14 protein-coding genes are annotated in these 16,527 nt (G+C 62.9%); 6 read left to right on the top strand and 8 right to left on the bottom strand.

From position 1 onward, the window contains the following. Positions 1–13 precede the first annotated feature (13 nt). On the top strand, positions 14–2,611 hold the full coding sequence (locus tag OKW30_RS30030; protein ID WP_429348400.1) for an ATP-binding response regulator: 2,598 nt from the start codon (positions 14–16) through the stop codon (positions 2,609–2,611). 36 nt (positions 2,612–2,647) lie between these two features. Here OKW30_RS30030 and OKW30_RS30025 read toward each other — a convergent pair whose 3' ends face one another. The 5 genes from OKW30_RS30025 to OKW30_RS30005 all read right to left on the bottom strand — a co-directional run bounded on the left by OKW30_RS30025 (position 2,648) and on the right by OKW30_RS30005 (position 8,352). Beyond that, entirely contained in the window at positions 2,648–3,754 is a 1,107-nt protein-coding gene (locus OKW30_RS30025; protein ID WP_429348399.1) for a porin, read from the bottom strand. Positions 3,755–3,861: 107 nt separating this feature from the next. Next, positions 3,862–5,121 carry an MFS transporter gene (locus OKW30_RS30020; RefSeq protein WP_429348398.1) on the bottom strand — a complete coding sequence of 420 codons (1,260 nt, stop codon included), beginning with the start codon at positions 5,119–5,121 and terminating at the stop codon, positions 3,862–3,864. 92 nt (positions 5,122–5,213) lie between these two features. Further along, positions 5,214–6,176 (bottom strand): PDR/VanB family oxidoreductase, encoded by a 963-nt coding sequence (locus OKW30_RS30015; protein WP_429348397.1) that lies wholly within the window; start codon positions 6,174–6,176, stop codon positions 5,214–5,216. A 13-nt stretch (positions 6,177–6,189) separates the two neighbouring features. Next, complete coding sequence (locus OKW30_RS30010; RefSeq protein WP_429348396.1) at positions 6,190–6,972, bottom strand: SDR family NAD(P)-dependent oxidoreductase; 783 nt, start codon at positions 6,970–6,972, stop codon at positions 6,190–6,192. A 105-nt stretch (positions 6,973–7,077) separates the two neighbouring features. Beyond that, on the bottom strand, positions 7,078–8,352 hold the full coding sequence (locus tag OKW30_RS30005; protein WP_429349193.1) for a Rieske 2Fe-2S domain-containing protein: 1,275 nt from the start codon (positions 8,350–8,352) through the stop codon (positions 7,078–7,080). 141 nt (positions 8,353–8,493) lie between these two features. Between OKW30_RS30005 and OKW30_RS30000 the strand changes: the two genes are divergently transcribed. The 4 genes from OKW30_RS30000 (at position 8,494) to OKW30_RS29985 (ending at position 12,851) form a co-directional block, all read left to right on the top strand. Next, positions 8,494–9,282, top strand: a complete 789-nt coding sequence (locus tag OKW30_RS30000) for an IclR family transcriptional regulator (protein ID WP_184036620.1) — start codon at positions 8,494–8,496, stop codon at positions 9,280–9,282. A 638-nt stretch (positions 9,283–9,920) separates the two neighbouring features. Next, the gene (locus OKW30_RS29995; RefSeq protein ID WP_429347569.1) at positions 9,921–10,874 is read left to right on the top strand and encodes a tyrosine-type recombinase/integrase; all 954 of its coding nucleotides are present in this window, start codon (positions 9,921–9,923) and stop codon (positions 10,872–10,874) included. Beyond that, entirely contained in the window at positions 10,871–11,845 is a 975-nt protein-coding gene (locus OKW30_RS29990) for a tyrosine-type recombinase/integrase (RefSeq protein ID WP_429289521.1), read from the top strand. Before OKW30_RS29995 ends, OKW30_RS29990 begins: the two co-directional genes overlap by 4 nt. Next, positions 11,838–12,851 carry a tyrosine-type recombinase/integrase gene (locus tag OKW30_RS29985; protein ID WP_429289522.1) on the top strand — a complete coding sequence of 338 codons (1,014 nt, stop codon included), beginning with the start codon at positions 11,838–11,840 and terminating at the stop codon, positions 12,849–12,851. The genes OKW30_RS29990 and OKW30_RS29985 overlap by 8 nt, the downstream gene beginning before the upstream one ends. Positions 12,852–12,914: 63 nt before the next feature. Here OKW30_RS29985 and OKW30_RS29980 read toward each other — a convergent pair whose 3' ends face one another. Both OKW30_RS29980 and OKW30_RS29975 read right to left on the bottom strand, forming a co-directional pair. Then, positions 12,915–14,423 (bottom strand): mannose-1-phosphate guanylyltransferase/mannose-6-phosphate isomerase, encoded by a 1,509-nt coding sequence (locus OKW30_RS29980; protein ID WP_429349192.1) that lies wholly within the window; start codon positions 14,421–14,423, stop codon positions 12,915–12,917. A 93-nt stretch (positions 14,424–14,516) separates the two neighbouring features. Beyond that, a complete protein-coding gene (locus OKW30_RS29975) occupies positions 14,517–14,702 on the bottom strand; it encodes a hypothetical protein (protein WP_429349191.1) in 186 nt (61 codons plus the stop codon). Positions 14,703–14,830: 128 nt separating this feature from the next. On the opposite strand from OKW30_RS29975, the gene OKW30_RS29970 reads away from it, so the two are divergent. Then, entirely contained in the window at positions 14,831–15,055 is a 225-nt protein-coding gene (locus OKW30_RS29970; RefSeq protein WP_429348395.1) for an NAD-dependent epimerase/dehydratase family protein, read from the top strand. Positions 15,056–15,191: 136 nt separating this feature from the next. Here the strand turns inward: OKW30_RS29970 and OKW30_RS29965 are convergent, their stop codons facing one another. Then, on the bottom strand, positions 15,192–16,460 hold the full coding sequence (locus OKW30_RS29965; protein WP_429348394.1) for a glycosyltransferase family 4 protein: 1,269 nt from the start codon (positions 16,458–16,460) through the stop codon (positions 15,192–15,194). Positions 16,461–16,527: the final 67 nt, after the last annotated feature.

Here is a 16,527-nt window from a genome sequence, read left to right as displayed (position 1 = left end):
ACTCGGAGGCCTGATGGCGATACCGCGCGAAAGCATGCGGGATATGCTGGAACGAAGCAGGTTCGCAATTCGATGGGGAGGCGCACTCGGCCTCCTGTGTCACCCCATCTATTACGTCGTCTGGACCTACATCCTTCCGCAGCCTTACGACAACCTGCTGCTGCGGCTCAGCGCGGCGGCCGTCTGCGTTCCCCTGCTGTTCCAGGCGCGCTGGCCGAGGCGCTACAACCCCGCGCTGCTGATCTACTGGCATTGCTGTCTGATTTACGTGCTGCCGTTCGTCTGCACGTTCCTGACCGTCAGAAACGGTTTCTCCACGATGTGGATGATGACCGAGGTCATGATGATCTTCATTCTGGCGCTGTGTATCGACAACCCCCTGCTGCTGATAACCTGCATCGGGATTGGCGTGTTTTCCGGCGGGCTCGCCGGCGTGTTGAGCGCGCCGACGCCGGTCGTTCTCAGCGCGCAGGACAAGTCCAATCTCGCGTTGCTGCCGGTGGTCGTGCTGTGCAGCATGGCGTTCAGTCATGCGATCAGCAAGGGACGCATCTTCGTCGAAAAGAACCGCGCGTTGCAGGCGCTCGCGGGGTCCATCGCGCACGAGATGCGCAATCCGCTGAGCCAGTTGCGGCACGTGCTCGACCGCGTCGAGGAAGCGCTGCCCGCGGCGACCGAAGCGGGCGCGGCGCCGACGCTGACCGACGGCACGGCCTCGCTGATGTACAACCACCTCGCGCAGGGGCAATTGTCGATCGAGCGCGGCCTGCGCATCATCGCGATGACGCTTGACGAAGTCGCCGCGAAATCGATCCGCCCGGATAGTCTCAGCTACCTCCATGCTGGCGCGACCACGCGCAAGGCGCTCGCCGAATACGGCTTCGACAACGACAAGGAACGCGCGAAGGTGAGCGTCGTCGTCAGGCGCGACTTCGTGTTCAAGGTCGACGAGACGGTCTATCTGTTCACGTTGTTCAACCTGATCAAGAACGCGCTGCATCACATCGTCGCGTATCCGCAGGCGACGCTCACATTGACCGTCGACCGCGACTCGGTGATCGTACGCGACACCGGCCCCGGCATCGCGCCCGAGATCCTGCAGCATCTGTTCGAGCCGTTTCGCACGGCCGGCAACGCGGGCGGCACCGGGCTCGGGCTCGCGTACTGCCAGCGCGCGATGCGCGCGTTCGGCGGCAGCATCGACTGCGAATCGGGACTCGGCAAGTTCACCGCGTTCACGCTGCGCTTTCCACCGGTAGCGGCCGACGAGGTCGAGGAGCACGAGCGGCGCCTGTTCGAACGCGCGATGCCGGCGTTCAAGGGCAAGCGCGTGCTCGTCGTCGACGACGACGACACGCTGCGCGCGCGCACCCGCCGCGTGCTGACGCAGGCCGGCGCCTATGTCAGCGAGGCGTCGGGCGGCGAGCTTGCGCTCGCCACGTTGCGGCGCGCGCCGCTCTACGACCTCGTGTTGATGGACATCAGCATGCCCGCGATGGACGGCTACACGACGACCGAGCGCCTCCGCGCCGACAGAGACTGCCCGAACCGCAACGTGCTGATCGCCGCCTATACCGCCGAACCGGGCATCGCGGTGCGACTGCGCGCGCGGCGCGCCGGCATAGACGAGATCATCAGCAAGACGTCGAGTGTGCAGGAGCTGCTCACCGCGTTGCAGACCCTCTTCGACAACGGTGCGCATCGTCAGCCTAGCGAACTGCCCGATGTCTTCGCCGGCAGAACCTTTGTGATCGCCGACGACGACACCTACGGCCGGCTTGTCGCGAAGGCGTATCTGGAGCGCTGCGGCGCGAGCGTCGTCGAGGCCGACCACGGTCAGGCGGTGCTGACCAAACTGCACGAAGACGGCTTCATCGACGCGATCCTGATGGACGTGAACATGCCGGGCATGAACGGCATCGAGACGACGAAGTCGATTCGCGCGCGCACCGATGCCTACGCGACGCTGCCTATCATTGCGCTAACCAGTCACACCAATGCCGAGGCGGTGCAGGCCTGCGTTGCCGCCGGGATCAACGAGGTGTTGATCAAGCCGGTGCAGGCCGGCTCGCTGTACGCATGTCTCGCGCGGCAGTTCGGCACACGCGGCGCGCTGGTTGCGGACGCTCCACAACGAATCACGGAAACCGCGGGCGGAGCCGCGCAAACGGATTTTGCGGCGACGCCGGTGGCATTGCCCCCCACTGCGAACGCGCCCGCGGCCGCCACCATCGCTGAAGAAAGCCTGCTCGACGAAGCGCACCTCAAGGAACTGGTCTCGCTCGATCTGCTTGACGAATCGTTCCTGAACGGCATCGAACAGATTCGCTCGCTCGTCGTGCGCCTCGCAGGCAACAGCGCGGCCGTCGATATCAAGGCAACGCACGCGAGCTTGCATGCGTTGCTTGGCGTCAGCGGCAACATCGGCGCGAAGGCACTGCATCGCTACGCGCGGCAGATCTATCCAAGCGTGATCGCCGGTGAGTGGCCAGTGGAAACCGACTGGCACGCCCAGATCCGCGCGTTGAGCGCGCGCTCGACCGACGCCTTGCAGCGGTATTACGCGTCGGCGAAAGGCCGGCGCGATCATCGCGACGCACTGAGCGATTGAGAGGGCGGCCTCGGTCGCCCTCTTTGCAGCGTCAAGTCAGAACTTGTGCAGCACGCCGACCGCAACAGCGAGCTGGTTCGCGCCGGTCTTCACGGTCGTCGTCGCGACCGAAGTCGCCCACCCCGTCGCACTCAGCGCGGCCTTCGAGCTGTTGATCACATACGTGATGTCGGTGTACAGCGCCGTGCGCTTCGACAGCCAGTAGTCCGCGTTGACACCGGTGCTCAATGCGTGCGCGTCGACCTGGCGATACGCGTGGTAGTAAGTCGCGGCTGCAAGGTCCAGCGCCGGCGTCACCCTGTAGCGCACGCCCGCGAACGCCATCGACTGCGGCGGCGATGCCGCGAGCGTCGACCGGACGTCGTTCAGCAGCAATTCGTAGCCGCCGTACAGCGTCGCGTTGCCGATCTGATACGAACCGCCGGCCACGTAGCGGCGCTCGCTGTCGCCCGATGAAGCGATGGCCGAGCCTTGCCGCTGCTCGTACACGAACGTCAGATTCAGCGGCCCCTGCACATAGCGTCCGCCGATGTCGTACTGCTTGCCGACGCGGAACGAGCCCGCCACCGGCACGTTGTAGGTGACTGCGTCGTAGCCGAGGCTGTAGAGCGCATTCAGCTCGAATGGTCCCACATGGCCGAGATACGACACCGCGTTATCCGCGCGACCGACGAACTGCGCGTCCTGCGCGGAAAGGCCGTAACTCGAATAACCGAGCGGGTCGAGCGCGAGGAAGTAGCGATACATCGGCGTCATCTGCCGGCCGAGCATCATCGCGCCGTAGCGGTCCGATTCGAGTCCGACGAACGCCTGCCGGCCGAACAGCCGCCCTCCTTGCTGCAGGGCACCGGTATTCATCGACATGCCCGATTCGAGCGTGAAAATCGCCCGCAGTCCGCCGCCGAGATCTTCCTTTCCCGTGAAACCCCAACGCGAATTCAGCCGGTTGCCTGTGCCGAGAGCGACCTGCGTGCCCGACGATCCCTGCGACGTGACAGCGTGAGTCACGTAGGTCACCCCCGAGTCGACGATGCCATAGAGCGTGACCGACGACTGCGCATGCGCCGCGCCGCTGATGCCGATACCAATACCACATGCAAAAAGGACCTTCGACGGCCTGGCGAGAGGGTTGTGCTTCACCATGTGTCTCCTGCTGGAAAGTGAGTTGTTTTGTGATGCGGATTAGTTATCGTCCGACCTCTGTCGTCGCGGTAGCCGGCGCGGGGCCGAGTCGGCTACCGGAGAATCGGTCATTCGCGTGCGATGTGCGGGTTGACGAAGAACATCGCGATGACCGCGATAGCGGGTCCGATCGCGAGTGTGAGGAGCGCGAGCATGAACGAATGGCTCGCGCCATACAGCGAGCCGACCACCATCGGCGACACCGCGCTGCCGGACTGCCAGATAGCATTGGTCCAGCCGGCGCTCGCGCCCGCGAGACGCTTGCCCGATGCGTCGCTGACCTGAGCCATCAGCACCGGCAGATAGCCGAACGAGAACGCACCGAGAACCGGCGCGACCAGATAGAACTGATGCACCGTCGAGCAGTAGCCGAACACCAGCAGCGCGATCGCGAAGGCGATCAGGCAGCCGATCGACATCATCCGCCGCGACACACCAGGCAGGTCGGAGATCCAGCCGAGCGTCGGCTTCGCGATCACCGCGCCGATGCCGAACGAGGCGACGATCGATCCGGCGACGATCGGCGCAATGCCGTATTGGCGCGTCATCAGTGCGTTGCCCCATGCGCCGAAGCCGACGGTCGCCCACAACCCGCCGCAGCCCGCGATCGACAGCGCGATCAGGTTACGGTTGCGCAACAGGCCGAGCATTTCCTGGAGGCTGTTGCGCGCGGGCTTCGCTTCGTTCGAAGGCCGGTTCTTCAGCAGCAGCAACGTGACGATGCCCCACGCGAACGTGACGATGCCGAGCATATGGAATGCGTTCGACCAGCCATGCCGCGCGGAGAACGACGGCACGACCGCATTCGCGATCACGACGGCGAGCGACGTCGCGGTCGTGTAGAGGCCCATTGCGCGGCCACGGTCGCGCGTGAACCATGCGGGAATGATCTTCATGCCGGCCGAGTAGTCGGCGCCCGCCGCGAAACCCATCGCGGCCTGAATCACGATGCCGAATGCGAGCGAATGCGTATAGCCGAACGTGAACGTGAGCACGCCGAGCGGCAGCAGCGCAAGCGTGAGCATCGCGCGACCGCCGAGCAGATCGGTCAGCATGCCGCCAACCACGTTCGCGATCACATAGCCCGCGTAAAACGCGGTGACGAACGCACCGAGCATCGACACGCCGATGCCGAGCGACGCGCCGACCGGCGCGGCCACCGTACTCCACGCGACGCGGACCACATAGCTGAGCAGAAACGCGGCCCAGACGATGAACAACGCGACCCAGCGATACGGGCTCGTGTCGGCGCTACTCGCCGCCCTCGCATCGTTCCCGGTCCAGACGCTCGCGGGCATACCCTCCGACGACGCCAGATTCTTCTCCATGACTCCTCCGATGCCGGGCGTGCCAGCGGCCGCCCGTTTTCTTTCTGATGGATGGCGCCGACCGCGCCTGGCGGCCGGGCCGGCGATTACGGTTACAGATCGAGCACGAGCACCTTCGACTTCGCGCGTGAACAGCACGGCAGGAACTGATCGTTGCGGGCCTGCTCTTCTGGCGACAGGAACAGGTCGCGGTGGTCAGGTTCGCCTTCGAGCACCCGCGTGACGCAGGTGCCGCAAATGCCCTGCTCGCACGACACCGGCACGTCGACGCCCGCCGCCGCGAGCGCCTGGGTGACCGTGCAATCGGCCGCAATCGACACGACGCGGTCCGAGCGCGCGAGCCGCACGTCGAACGACGTGCCATCACCCGACGGCTGCACCGCCGCGAAGTATTCGTAATGCAGACGATCGTCACTCCAGCCGAGCGAGCGGGCCGTGTCGAGCACCGCGTTCATGAAGCCCTGCGGACCGCACACATATAGATGCCGGTCCGCGCCGGCGTCCGTCAGCAGTGCATTCAGATCGAGCATGCCGTGCGCGTCGTCGAAGTGGTATTGCACGTTGTCCGCCCACGACGACGCGGCGATTCGCTCGACGAACGCCGCACGGCTCTTCGAGCGCGCGCAGTAATGCATTTCGAACGCCGCGCCCATTGCCGCCAGTTGCTCCGCCATGCAGAGAATCGGCGTCACGCCAATGCCGCCCGCGAGCAATAGCGGCTTCGCGTCATGCCGGGCGAGCGGAAAGTGATTGCGTGGCACGCCGATGCGAATCGCGTCGCCTTCGTTCACCGCGTCGTGCATGCGCTGCGATCCGCCGCGCGAACCGGCGGCGCGCAACACCGCGATCTGATACCGGTGACGCTCGCGAGACGCGTTGCACAGCGAGTACTGCCGCACCGGCCCACCGGGCACATAGACGTCGATGTGCGCGCCCGCCTCGAACGGCGGCAGGTCGCGGCCGTCGATGTCGACGAACTCGAAGCCGGCAATCCCATCGGCTTCGTCGCGCCGTGCGGCGACACGCACCATCAGCGTGGAATCGGTCATGTTCATGCCACTCCTCCGCTCACATCGCCGACAGGCCGCCGTCGACCATTAGTGTCGTGCCGGTTATGTATGAAGCCTCGTCGCTCGCGAACCACAGGATCGGCCATGCGATCTCTTCGGGCGACGCCCAACGGCCGATCAACGACGTGTCCTGGCGTTGCGTCTTCAGCACTTCGACGCTTTTGCCCGATGCAATGGCCCGGTTCATGTGGAATTCGGTGAGCGTCGAACCCGGGCACACCGCGTTCACGCGCACGCCGTTCGCGGTCTCCTCGAACGCGAGTGTGCGGGTCATCGCGAGCATGCCGGCCTTGGTCGCGTCGTACAGGCCCATGCCCTTGCGGCCGGTCACCGCGTAGCACGACGACACGTTGACGATGCTCGCGCGGCCCGCGCGACGCAGGAACGGCAGCGCTGCCCTGCAATAGTTGGATGTGCCGACCAGATTGACGGACACCATCGCCTGCCACTCGGTTGGCGTCGCGTCGGCGAGCGCGCTGTAGTTGCGCATCGCCGCGTTGTTCACCAGCACGTCGAGCCGGCCGAACGAATCGGCGGCGAGTTGCGCCGCGCGCACCGCATCGGCGTCGTGCGACACGTCGGCCGCGAACGTCTCGACACGCGCGGACGGATCAGCCGCCTTCAGTTCGTCGGCGACGCGCGTGAGCGCCTCCGGGTTCGCATCGACGAGCACCACCGCGGCGCCCTCCGCGCAGAACACGCGCGCGGTCGCGGCACCGATGCCGCCTCCGCCGCCGGTGATCAGCGCGACCTTGTCCTCGAGTCTTTTACGTTGCTGCATTGCATGCCGGCGCGCAGCCGGCCTCCTTTTGCGGAATGGGCAGAAGGTCCAGTCGGACCAGACGACGACACGCGCAGCCGGACCGAAGTCCGGCTCCGCGGTGCATCAGATCGAGTAGATCGGCTGGTCCTTGCCGTCGTGCAGATGGATCACCGCCCATTCCTGCGGCTTCTGATCGCGCGGCAGCAGCACGCCGGCAGCACGTACGCGCTGCTGGTCGGCGTCGATCGCGGGCGGATCGGTGTCGGGCACCAGCGCCGTTGCCGCCTCGTACATCATGCGGCGCGCCATCACGATCGCGCGGTCGGTCGGCAGCAGCTTTTCCTTGCTGTGATCCTGGATCGGACCCATGCTTTCCTGCAGCGACGCGTCCTGCATCGCAAAGCCGAACACGCCCGAGTACGCGCGCTTTTCCTTCTGAGCCTGGCGGTCGATCAGGTAGTCGTTGTCCTTGTTCGCTTTCGGCCGGAACGTGCCACCCTCCTCGTACTCACAATGAATGCCCTTGCCGGCGTTCAGGTCGGCCAGTTCCTGCTCGTCGAGCGGACGGTCCGGGCGGAAGTTGATGCTCCACGCCCAGCAGGTGTGATCGTCGATCGGCACCCATACGTGGCCCGCGAGCGAGTGATCGCCGAACGGCGGGATCAGCGTGTACCACGGGAACAGCCACTGCGTGACGCGCCAGTAGTACGAATCCGGCTCGCCGTTGCGGCGGCCGAACAGCGTGAGGCCGAACGGCTGCTTCTCGATCTCGAAGATCACGTTGCCGTCCGCCTTGATGTAGTCGAGTGCCTTCGTGCCCTGATGCATCGGATCCTCGTCGACTTCGTAGCGGTGTACATACGACACGTGACTCGTGTCGATACCGCCTTCCATCGCCTGCAGGTAGTTCGATTCCTGCAGCCGCTTCGAGACGAACACGTGGCTCTCCGGCAGATTGCACCACTCGAGATCCGGCGGCGCCGACTGGCGGTCCTTCGGCCCCATGTACGCCCACACGATGCCCGCGCGTTCGATGCACGGATACGCGGTGATGCCCATGTGCTTGCACGCCTGCGGCGCGGACGGCACTTCCACGCAGTTGCCGTTGCGGTCGAATTTCAGACCGTGATACGAGCAGCGGATGCCGTTCTCTTCATTGCGGCCGAAGTACAGCGACACGCCGCGGTGCGAGCAGAACTCGTCGATCAGCGCCGGCTGGCCGTCGGAATCGCGAAAAGCGAGCAGCTTTTCGCCGAGGATCTGCACGCGCACCGGCGGGCAATCAGGCTCTGCGATTTCGCTGGCGAGGAGCACCGGCACCCAGTAGCGGCGCATCAGATCGCCCATCGCCGTGCCTGGGCCAGTGCGAACCAGAGTTTCCGACATGTTCTTGTCCATCATTCCTCCGAATCCGGTTGTCCGTTGTATGAGAATGTATTCTCATTGTACGGACAGATTGATCGACGTCAAGTTCTTGCGGCTAGGGACTTTCACTACAATGTGCAATCGACGCGGACCGCTGCAGAAAGGAAATTTCAAATGGAAGAAAAAAAGCCGCACGAAAATGTACGGGCAGTCGAACGGGCGCTAGAAATTCTTCTGGCGTACCGACCTGGGGACAAAGAATTGACCGTCGCGGAGCTGCTGACCCGCGTGGACCTGAGCCGACCGACGCTGTACCGCCTGCTGAATACGCTCGAACAGAACGGCTTTCTCGCCTCGTCGGGCGAGCCGCAACGCTTCAGGCTCGGCAGTTCGGTCGCGCAACTCGCGCACGCGTGGATGGCGAACAATACGATCGCGCAGCTCGCGCAGCCGATGCTGCGTGAGCTTTGGGAAGCGACATCGGAGACGGTCGCGTTGTTCGTGCCGGAGGGGACGTACCGGATCTGCGTGGCCGAACTGGAAAGTCCGCAGCCGCTGAGTTTCCGGCGCGGGGTCGGCTATCGCGAGAAGCTCGTGCTCGGCGCGAGCGGCCGCACGATTCTTTCGCAGATGCCGCTGTCGAAGGACGATCTGCGGCGCTATCTGACCGATCCGGATCAGGACGTCGCGGCGCTAGCCGCCGATCTCGACGCGGTCCGCGCACGAGGCTTCGGCACCAGCCATCACGAGCTGATCGCCGGCGCAGTCGCGGTAGCCGCGCCGTTCTTCAACGGCGCGAACCAGGTGGCAGGTTCGGTGTGCATCTTCGGGCCGAGCGTGCGCGTAACCGATGAGCGCGTCGCGCAGTTCGCGGAGTTGCTCAAGCGCGAGGTGGGCAATCTGTCGCGTGCGCTTGGGCATCAAGGGGAAACTGGACGGCCGCCGGGTACGGCACGTCGGTGAAATCGGCCTCAAAGGCGCCGGCTAACGCCGGGAGCGTCGTCAGAAAGGTCGACGCTTTGCTCGGGCTCTCGCTGATTCAGGGCTGAAGCCGAAACCTCACGCCTCTGGCTGTGCGTTTATCACGCGCCCCGCGAGCGCCGTGCGCCAGGGACCGGACGGCATTATGTTCGGCATAGCCATTGCCGCTGCGATGCCGGCATAAGCGTTATTGGCGACATCGTTGATAGCCTGGTTTGCCTGGGTTAAACAGCTGGTCGCTAGCGTTGTTGACCGGCTGTACGCCCTGTGCGCCATCGGACACGTGCACGATACGGGCAACCGCGCCCGTCGTGATCCGTCCGAATGGCGAGACACAGCAGAATCATCTCCAATGAGCAGTGAGACGCTGCCATCATGTGGCAATCCTCAAGTCGATAGGATTGGCTTCCGATGCACTATGCAATGCGATAGGGTCAAATTCGGCCTTATGGAAAGCTTCGCATAAGGCCGATTATGCAAAGTCGTTGATTATGGAAAGTAGCCGAGCCGATTGCCGACGAGGCCCGGCAAACAAGGGGCCGGCAGCAGGCGGTTCAGCCGGGAACTCGACATAATTTCAGCGTTGATCTGGAGTAACGGTTCCACTTCAGGGGACCGTTATGAAGCCAACCAGTTTGCACGAAGCCAGGGCCCGGTCTTGTAGACCACTTCCGGCTCACATTACTGACGAATTGCGCCGCTACGATGCGTATCTGCACGATGCGCGGGGACTGGCAGCCACAACACGGAGTAATCAACTCTGCATAGTCGGTTTGTTCTTGCGACAGAATTTCGAGCGGCGCGCAGTCGATCCGAGAAAGCTGCGCCCTGACGATATTCGTCGGTTCCTTTCGTCACAGTCAGGGGCCGGAGGCTCGGCCTCCTATGCTTCTCAACTGGCTTGTACCTTACGCAGTTATTTGCGTTACCGGGCGACGTGCGGCGACCAGGTCTGCAAGCTCAGCGCCGTCATCCTGAATCCCGTCCATTGGAAGCTCGCATCGCTGCCACGCGCGCTCGCGCCAGAGGAAGTTGAGTACCTCCTGGGCGCGGTTGCAGGCGCTCGCCGCTGGCCGAAGCGTAGCTATGCGATTGTCCGTCTGGCGCTGGACATGGGGCTGCGTTCTGCCGAAATCGCGCAACTCATGATCAGCGACATCGACTGGCGCGCAGGCACAGCGACGTTGAGGGGCACAAAGTCGCTGCGGCAGGACGTACTACCGCTGCCGATGGAAACCGGGCAGGCACTCGCTGACTATCTGCAACATGAGCGTCCGATGAGCGGCCATCCGGCGATCTTCGTCCGGCAGGTGGCGGAGCGAGACCAGCCGATTACGCCCAGGGCGATCCAGAAGGTGATCAAACGGGCCTGCTGTCGCATCGGCTTGCCACACCACAGTGCTCACGCGCTTCGACATACCCTGGCATGCCGCCTGGTTGAGAACGGCAGTTCGCTCAAGGAAGTAGCCGACCTGCTGCGCCACCGTTCGCTCAATACCACCCTGATCTACGCCAAGCTCGACACGCCGAAGCTGGCGGCTGTTGCCCTGCCGTGGCCCGGGAGCCAATCATGAGCGCACGGGTCAGCTTGCAGAAGAGGATCGACAACTACCTTGCCGAACGGCACCGTTTGGGTTTCGAGTTGCGCTCGCGGAGCACGCTATTAGCCAGCTTCGCCCGTTATGTCGCGAGCCTGAATCATCGTGGAGCGCTGACGACAGAGCTCATGGCGGATTGGGCGCGACAGGATAAATGGCACCATGACACCCCTGCTACCTGGGCTGCACGTTTAGCGATTGTTCGCCACTTCGCCCGCTACCTGAGGCAGTTCGAGCCTGACACTGAGATTCCGGAGGAACCGGTCTTCGGCCCTGAGCGGGCACGCGTCGCCCCGCACATCTTCCATGAAGAGGAAGTCATTGCATTGCTGGCTGCGGCCCGTCGGCTCGGGCCAAAGGGGAGTCTGCGCCCAGCGACGTATGAGACCCTGTTTGGCCTGATGGCCTCAACAGGGTTGCGAATCTCGGAGGCCATCCACCTACGCGATGCCGATGTCGATCTGAAGCGCGGGATGCTGACTGTGCGGCAGACCAAGTTCGCCAAGTCACGACAGTTGCCCATTCATACGAGCACGGTTGCCGCGTTAGCGCGGTACCGGCGGCAGCGCGAACGGCAGGTTGCCACGAACCCCAGCATGTCGTTCCTGGTCAGCAGCCGTGGTCAGCGGTTGGGACAACCTCTTGGTGAACGACAGGCTCAACGTGTCTTCAACGCGCTGCGTGACAGCCTCGGCTGGGTGAATCGTGGTGCCCACGCAGCGCCCCGGCTTCATGATCTGCGACATACCTTTGCGGTGCGTCGCATGATGCTCTGGCATGCCGAGGGCACCGACATCGAGCAGATGATGCTGGCGCTATCAACCTATCTGGGCCATGCGGAAATCTTCTACACGTACTGGTATCTGACGGCAGTTCCGGAACTGATGGCCGTCGCCGGCGCCAGGTTCGAGCGTTTCGCCGATGTCGCGGGAGACGGCAATGAATAGGCGATCCAAGGCACCGCCTTCGTTTGCAGCGCTCGTGCAAGCGTGGTTCGCCGAATACCTCACCCAGCAGCGAGCGCTTAGTGCACATACCATAGCCGCCTATCGCGACAGCTTCGTCCTCTTCCTTGAGTTCGCCGAGGCGCGCCTGGTCAAGTCGCCAGCCACGATGACACTGGCGGATATGACGCCGGAACTGATCATGGGCTTCCTCGATCATCTGGAACGCCAGCGGCACAATTGCGTGCGCAGTCGCAATGCGCGACTTGCGGCGCTTCGCTCGTTCCTGAAGTTCGCAGCGCATCGCGATGTAGCGTCATTGCACGTGATCGAATGCGCCTTGGGCGTTCCAGTCAAGCGCTTCGAGCGCCCAACGCTTAGCTATCTGTCGCGCGAAGAGATGCTGGCTGTGATCGGTAAGCCGGATGATTCCTGGCTAAGCCAACGCGATCATGCGCTGTTCCTGCTGATGTACAACACCGGAGCGCGTGTCTCGGAGATCATCGGGGTAAAAGTTGGCGACGTGGTCCTGGACGAGGGTTCTGCCTGCGTCCATTTGCGTGGCAAAGGACGAAAGCAGCGCAGCGTCCCGTTGTGGCGGTCAACTGCGAAGACGATACGGGCATGGCTGAAGGTAAATCCTGAATTCCAACCCACATCGCCGCTGTTTCCGAACCGGAATGGCCATGCAATGACGAGAGCCAATGTTGCATTGAGGCTAACACTGGCTACCGGGAACGCAGCCGGAACCTGCCCCAGCCTTGCAAAGCGACATGTATCGCCTCATACCGTCCGTCACGCCACCGCCATGCATTTACTTCAGGCAGGTGTCGACATCAGCGTCATTGCACTATGGCTCGGACATGAGAGCCCCATCACGACGCACCACTATGTCGAAGCCGATCTCAACATGAAGGAACGTGCTCTGGCCAGGCTTCACGAACCGCAGACCGGAATTCAGCGCTATCGGGCACCGGACTCGCTGATCAACTTCCTGAAGGCACTGTAATTATGCAAAGGCTGGAATTCGAACTGGCCGCTGCCCATCGGCTCTCTGGGGGGCGCCGGCCAGCTACTTTCCATAATCAACGACTTGGCATAATCGGCCGTAGCAGTCGTCCAGGCGCACAATATCGTCCTCGCCGAGATAACTGCCCGATTGAACCTCGATGATTTCGAGCTGCACTTTGCCCGGATTCTCCAACCGATGCTGCACGCCGAGCGGAATGAAGGTCGATTGGTTTTCTGAAAGAAGAAACTGGTCCTCGCCCCGTGTCACGAGCGCGGTGCCGCGCACGACGACCCAGTGCTCGGCGCGATGGTGGTGCATCTGCAATGACAGGCGGGCGCCTGGCGCAACCACGATGCGCTTCACCTGAAACCGCTCGCCGCGCTCGATCGCATCGTAGAAGCCCCACGGACGGCGCACCTTCCGGTGCGTCTCGGCTTCAGGCGCGCGCTGCTCGCGAAAGCGCGCCACCAGCGTCTTGATGTCCTGCGCGTGTGAGCGGTCGGCGACGAGCACGGCGTCGTCCGTGTCGACGACGACTACGTTGGCGGTGCCAACGCATGCAACCAGGCGCCCGCCCTCGGCGCGCACATAGCTCGAGGTCGCGCCTTCGAAAACGACACGCCCGCTCGCGACGTTGCCGAGCCCGTCCTTCTCCATCGCTTCCCACACGGCATCCCAGGATCCGAGGTCCGACCATCCCGCCGCCAATGGCACGACCACGCCTTTGCAAGGCGAGCCGGCCGCGCCGATGTGCTCCATTACCGCATAGTCGATGGAATCCGCCGGCACACGGCCGAACTGAAACGGGCAAGGACGAATGAAGTTGTCGTCCGCCTTGCCTTCCGCGAACGCCGCGGTGCAGGCCGCATGCATGTCGCCGTTGAGCTTGGCTAGCGCTTCGAGCCACACGCCCGCTCGCACGATGAAGATGCCGCTGTTCCACCAGTAGGTGCCTGCAGCGACGTACTGCGCGGCGAGTTCGGTCGTGGGCTTTTCGACGAAGCGGTCGATCAGATGTGCGCCGTTTTCGAGGGCGTCGCCGATTCGGATGTAGCCAAAGCCGGTATCCGGCCGTGTGGGCGCAACGCCAAACGTCACGATCATGGAGCGTTCGGCATATTCAGCGGCAATTGCGATCGCACGATGCAGCGCCGGAATGTCTGAGATGGAATGGTCAGACGGCATCACCACCATGATCGCGTCGTCATCCTGATTAACGGCTGCGAGCGCCGCGAGCGTGAGCGCCGGCGCCGTATCGCGCCGCGCAGGCTCGACGATAATCTTCGCGGAGACGCCGCACGCCCGCACCTGCTCTTCTGTCTGGAACCGGTGTTCCTCCCCACACACGATAATCGGCCGAGTGTCGACGTCGAAGCCGCCGATGAAACCCTCCATCCGTGTGACGGTAGCCTGCAGCAATGAATCCCGTCCGACCACATCGATCAATTGCTTTGGAAACTGCTCACGCGACATCGGCCAGAGGCGCGTGCCCGATCCGCCTGCGAGAATGACCGGGACGATGCGCCGACAGGAGTGCCCGAGCGACGCTTCTGCCTTCGCCGCTGCCATTGCGTCTTCAGAACTCACCGCGTCTTCCATCATCCACCCCTCTGGTCTTGCGTCGAACACGTACTTCCCGGCATCGCCAATTCGATTCATCGGTTATGGGTTCGCCGTGAAGCGCACTTTCTCCTGCTCTCCCACATAGGGGCCCTGCTTGACTTCGATGAAAGATACGTCGTCGATGACCTCGAACCCGTGCCCACCTGACGCCAGCAAGATGACATCACCCGCGCACAGCACGCGGCTCGTCAGGAATTTTCGATCGGCCGCATAGAGCCTGACCATCACGCGGCCCCGCTTGATGAAGAGAGAACGACCTCACGCGTCTGCAAGCATAGGAGCAGTTCCAGGGTCACTAGACGGGTTGACCGAATATGCCATGACGTTGGCTGAAGCGAGTTTCGCGGTACCAGGTGGTCTCACACGCACCACCTGATCTGCTCTTCTTTGGTTCATCATGCACTTATCCAAAGTGTTGCCCGCAGCCCATAAAGGAAGAGTACCTGCACACGAGCAGCTTCGGGCATACCAACGAAGCCTACGCTATCGCGAAGGTCGCCGGGCTCAAGCTTTGCGAGGGGTATAACCGACAGCACGGAACGCGGTACATATCGGTGATGTCCGAACGACAACGATGATTTGCAGAACGACCCCGGGTCCGCCGTACTGGCCTTGCTCGACGCCGACGGGGCCGAAGGCGTGTTCAATATCGGATACGGACGGGGACACTGCAATCGCGGATCTCGCCCGTCTCGTCTGTGACCTCACCGTACTCTAATTCATCCAGACTTCCTCTCCCCAACACACCGCACGGGTGCGATATCGTTCGAGCACCCGCGCTAGCGTCGACAAGCGGGCTGCGTCATCGTTGCTCGCAAGACGCCGCGTGCCGCGCTCGATCATCAACTGGCGCAATGCAGGCTGGTCGATCAGACTGAAAAGCGCATCCGCCATGCTGTCGGGCCGAGCCAGATCGACCAGCAGTCCCGCGTCGCCGACTTGCTCGCGCAGCGCCTCGAGGTCCGGGTAAAGGACCGGTACGCCCAGACTGAACGCCTCGAGTGGCGGCAGATTGGTCGGGCCGAAATATGTGGGCATCACTAACGCGATCGACTCGCGATACAAGTAAGGCACGTCGCCGTCCGGAACGAAACCGAGAAAGAACACACGCTCGCCCAGACCGAGATCGGCGGCGACCGAACGCACGTATCTCATGTTGCCGAAATCGCTTCCTGTGAAGACCGCACCTACACGGATGCCATAGCGGGACTCCAGCGCGTGCAGTCCCTTCAACAGAAACACATGGTTCTTGTGCGACCAGAACTGCGCGGGATAGTAGACGTATTTCAGATCGCGCGGAATTTTGTACTTCGTCTTGACATCGACGAAGTGCTCCACGTACGCCTCCTCGGAAAGCACTGTCGCGCGGGCGGGCGAGAATGGCATCAAATGCACGCGTTCGCTGTCTACTCCATATCGCCTGACAACCTTCTCGCGGCCGGCCTGCGAATCGACGAAGATGCCGCAGGCCTTCTTCAAGGCAGATCCGTACAGAAATTCGCGACGCTCGAATTCGTGCTTGATCCGGACTTCGGGAAACTCGACGTCGTCGCGGTGGGACAGATCCCAAACGGTGAACAGGTAGTTGAATCGATCAATCGCCAGTGCGAGGCGGGACGGCGTTGTGAAGTACGCAATGTCCGCGCGCATCACCGAAAGCAAGCGGTCCACCGAAGCCATCTTGCCCGGTTTCCGCAGAAACGCGCGCGGGCCTCCACGGCTATATATTGAACCGAGTCTCGCCGCCAGTCCGCGCAAGCGGGGCACCGGAAAAAAAATAGGCTCAATGCCGCTGCGTCGCAGATCATCGATGGTGGATCGCCGCGTCGTCACAAACTCAACCGCGCAAAGTTCCGGCGGAAGACTCTTTAGCAGCAAGGCAGCATTCTTCGCCTGCTGATAACCTCCACCAGAGGTATGTTCATAGTCTATAAACGCGACCATGCGAATAGGCCGTTCCAAGGAACCGTTTGAATTCGTCACTCCTCGCTCCACGTTTCTTGGCCATCTATATGACGATTGCAGCGCTCGACAACGGTTTTCGCGCTCG

Source organism: Paraburkholderia sp. Clong3, from assembly GCF_050436485.1.
Taxonomy (GTDB): Bacteria; Pseudomonadota; Gammaproteobacteria; order Burkholderiales; family Burkholderiaceae; genus Paraburkholderia; species Paraburkholderia tuberum.
This window is presented reverse-complemented; position numbering and strand designations above follow the sequence as displayed.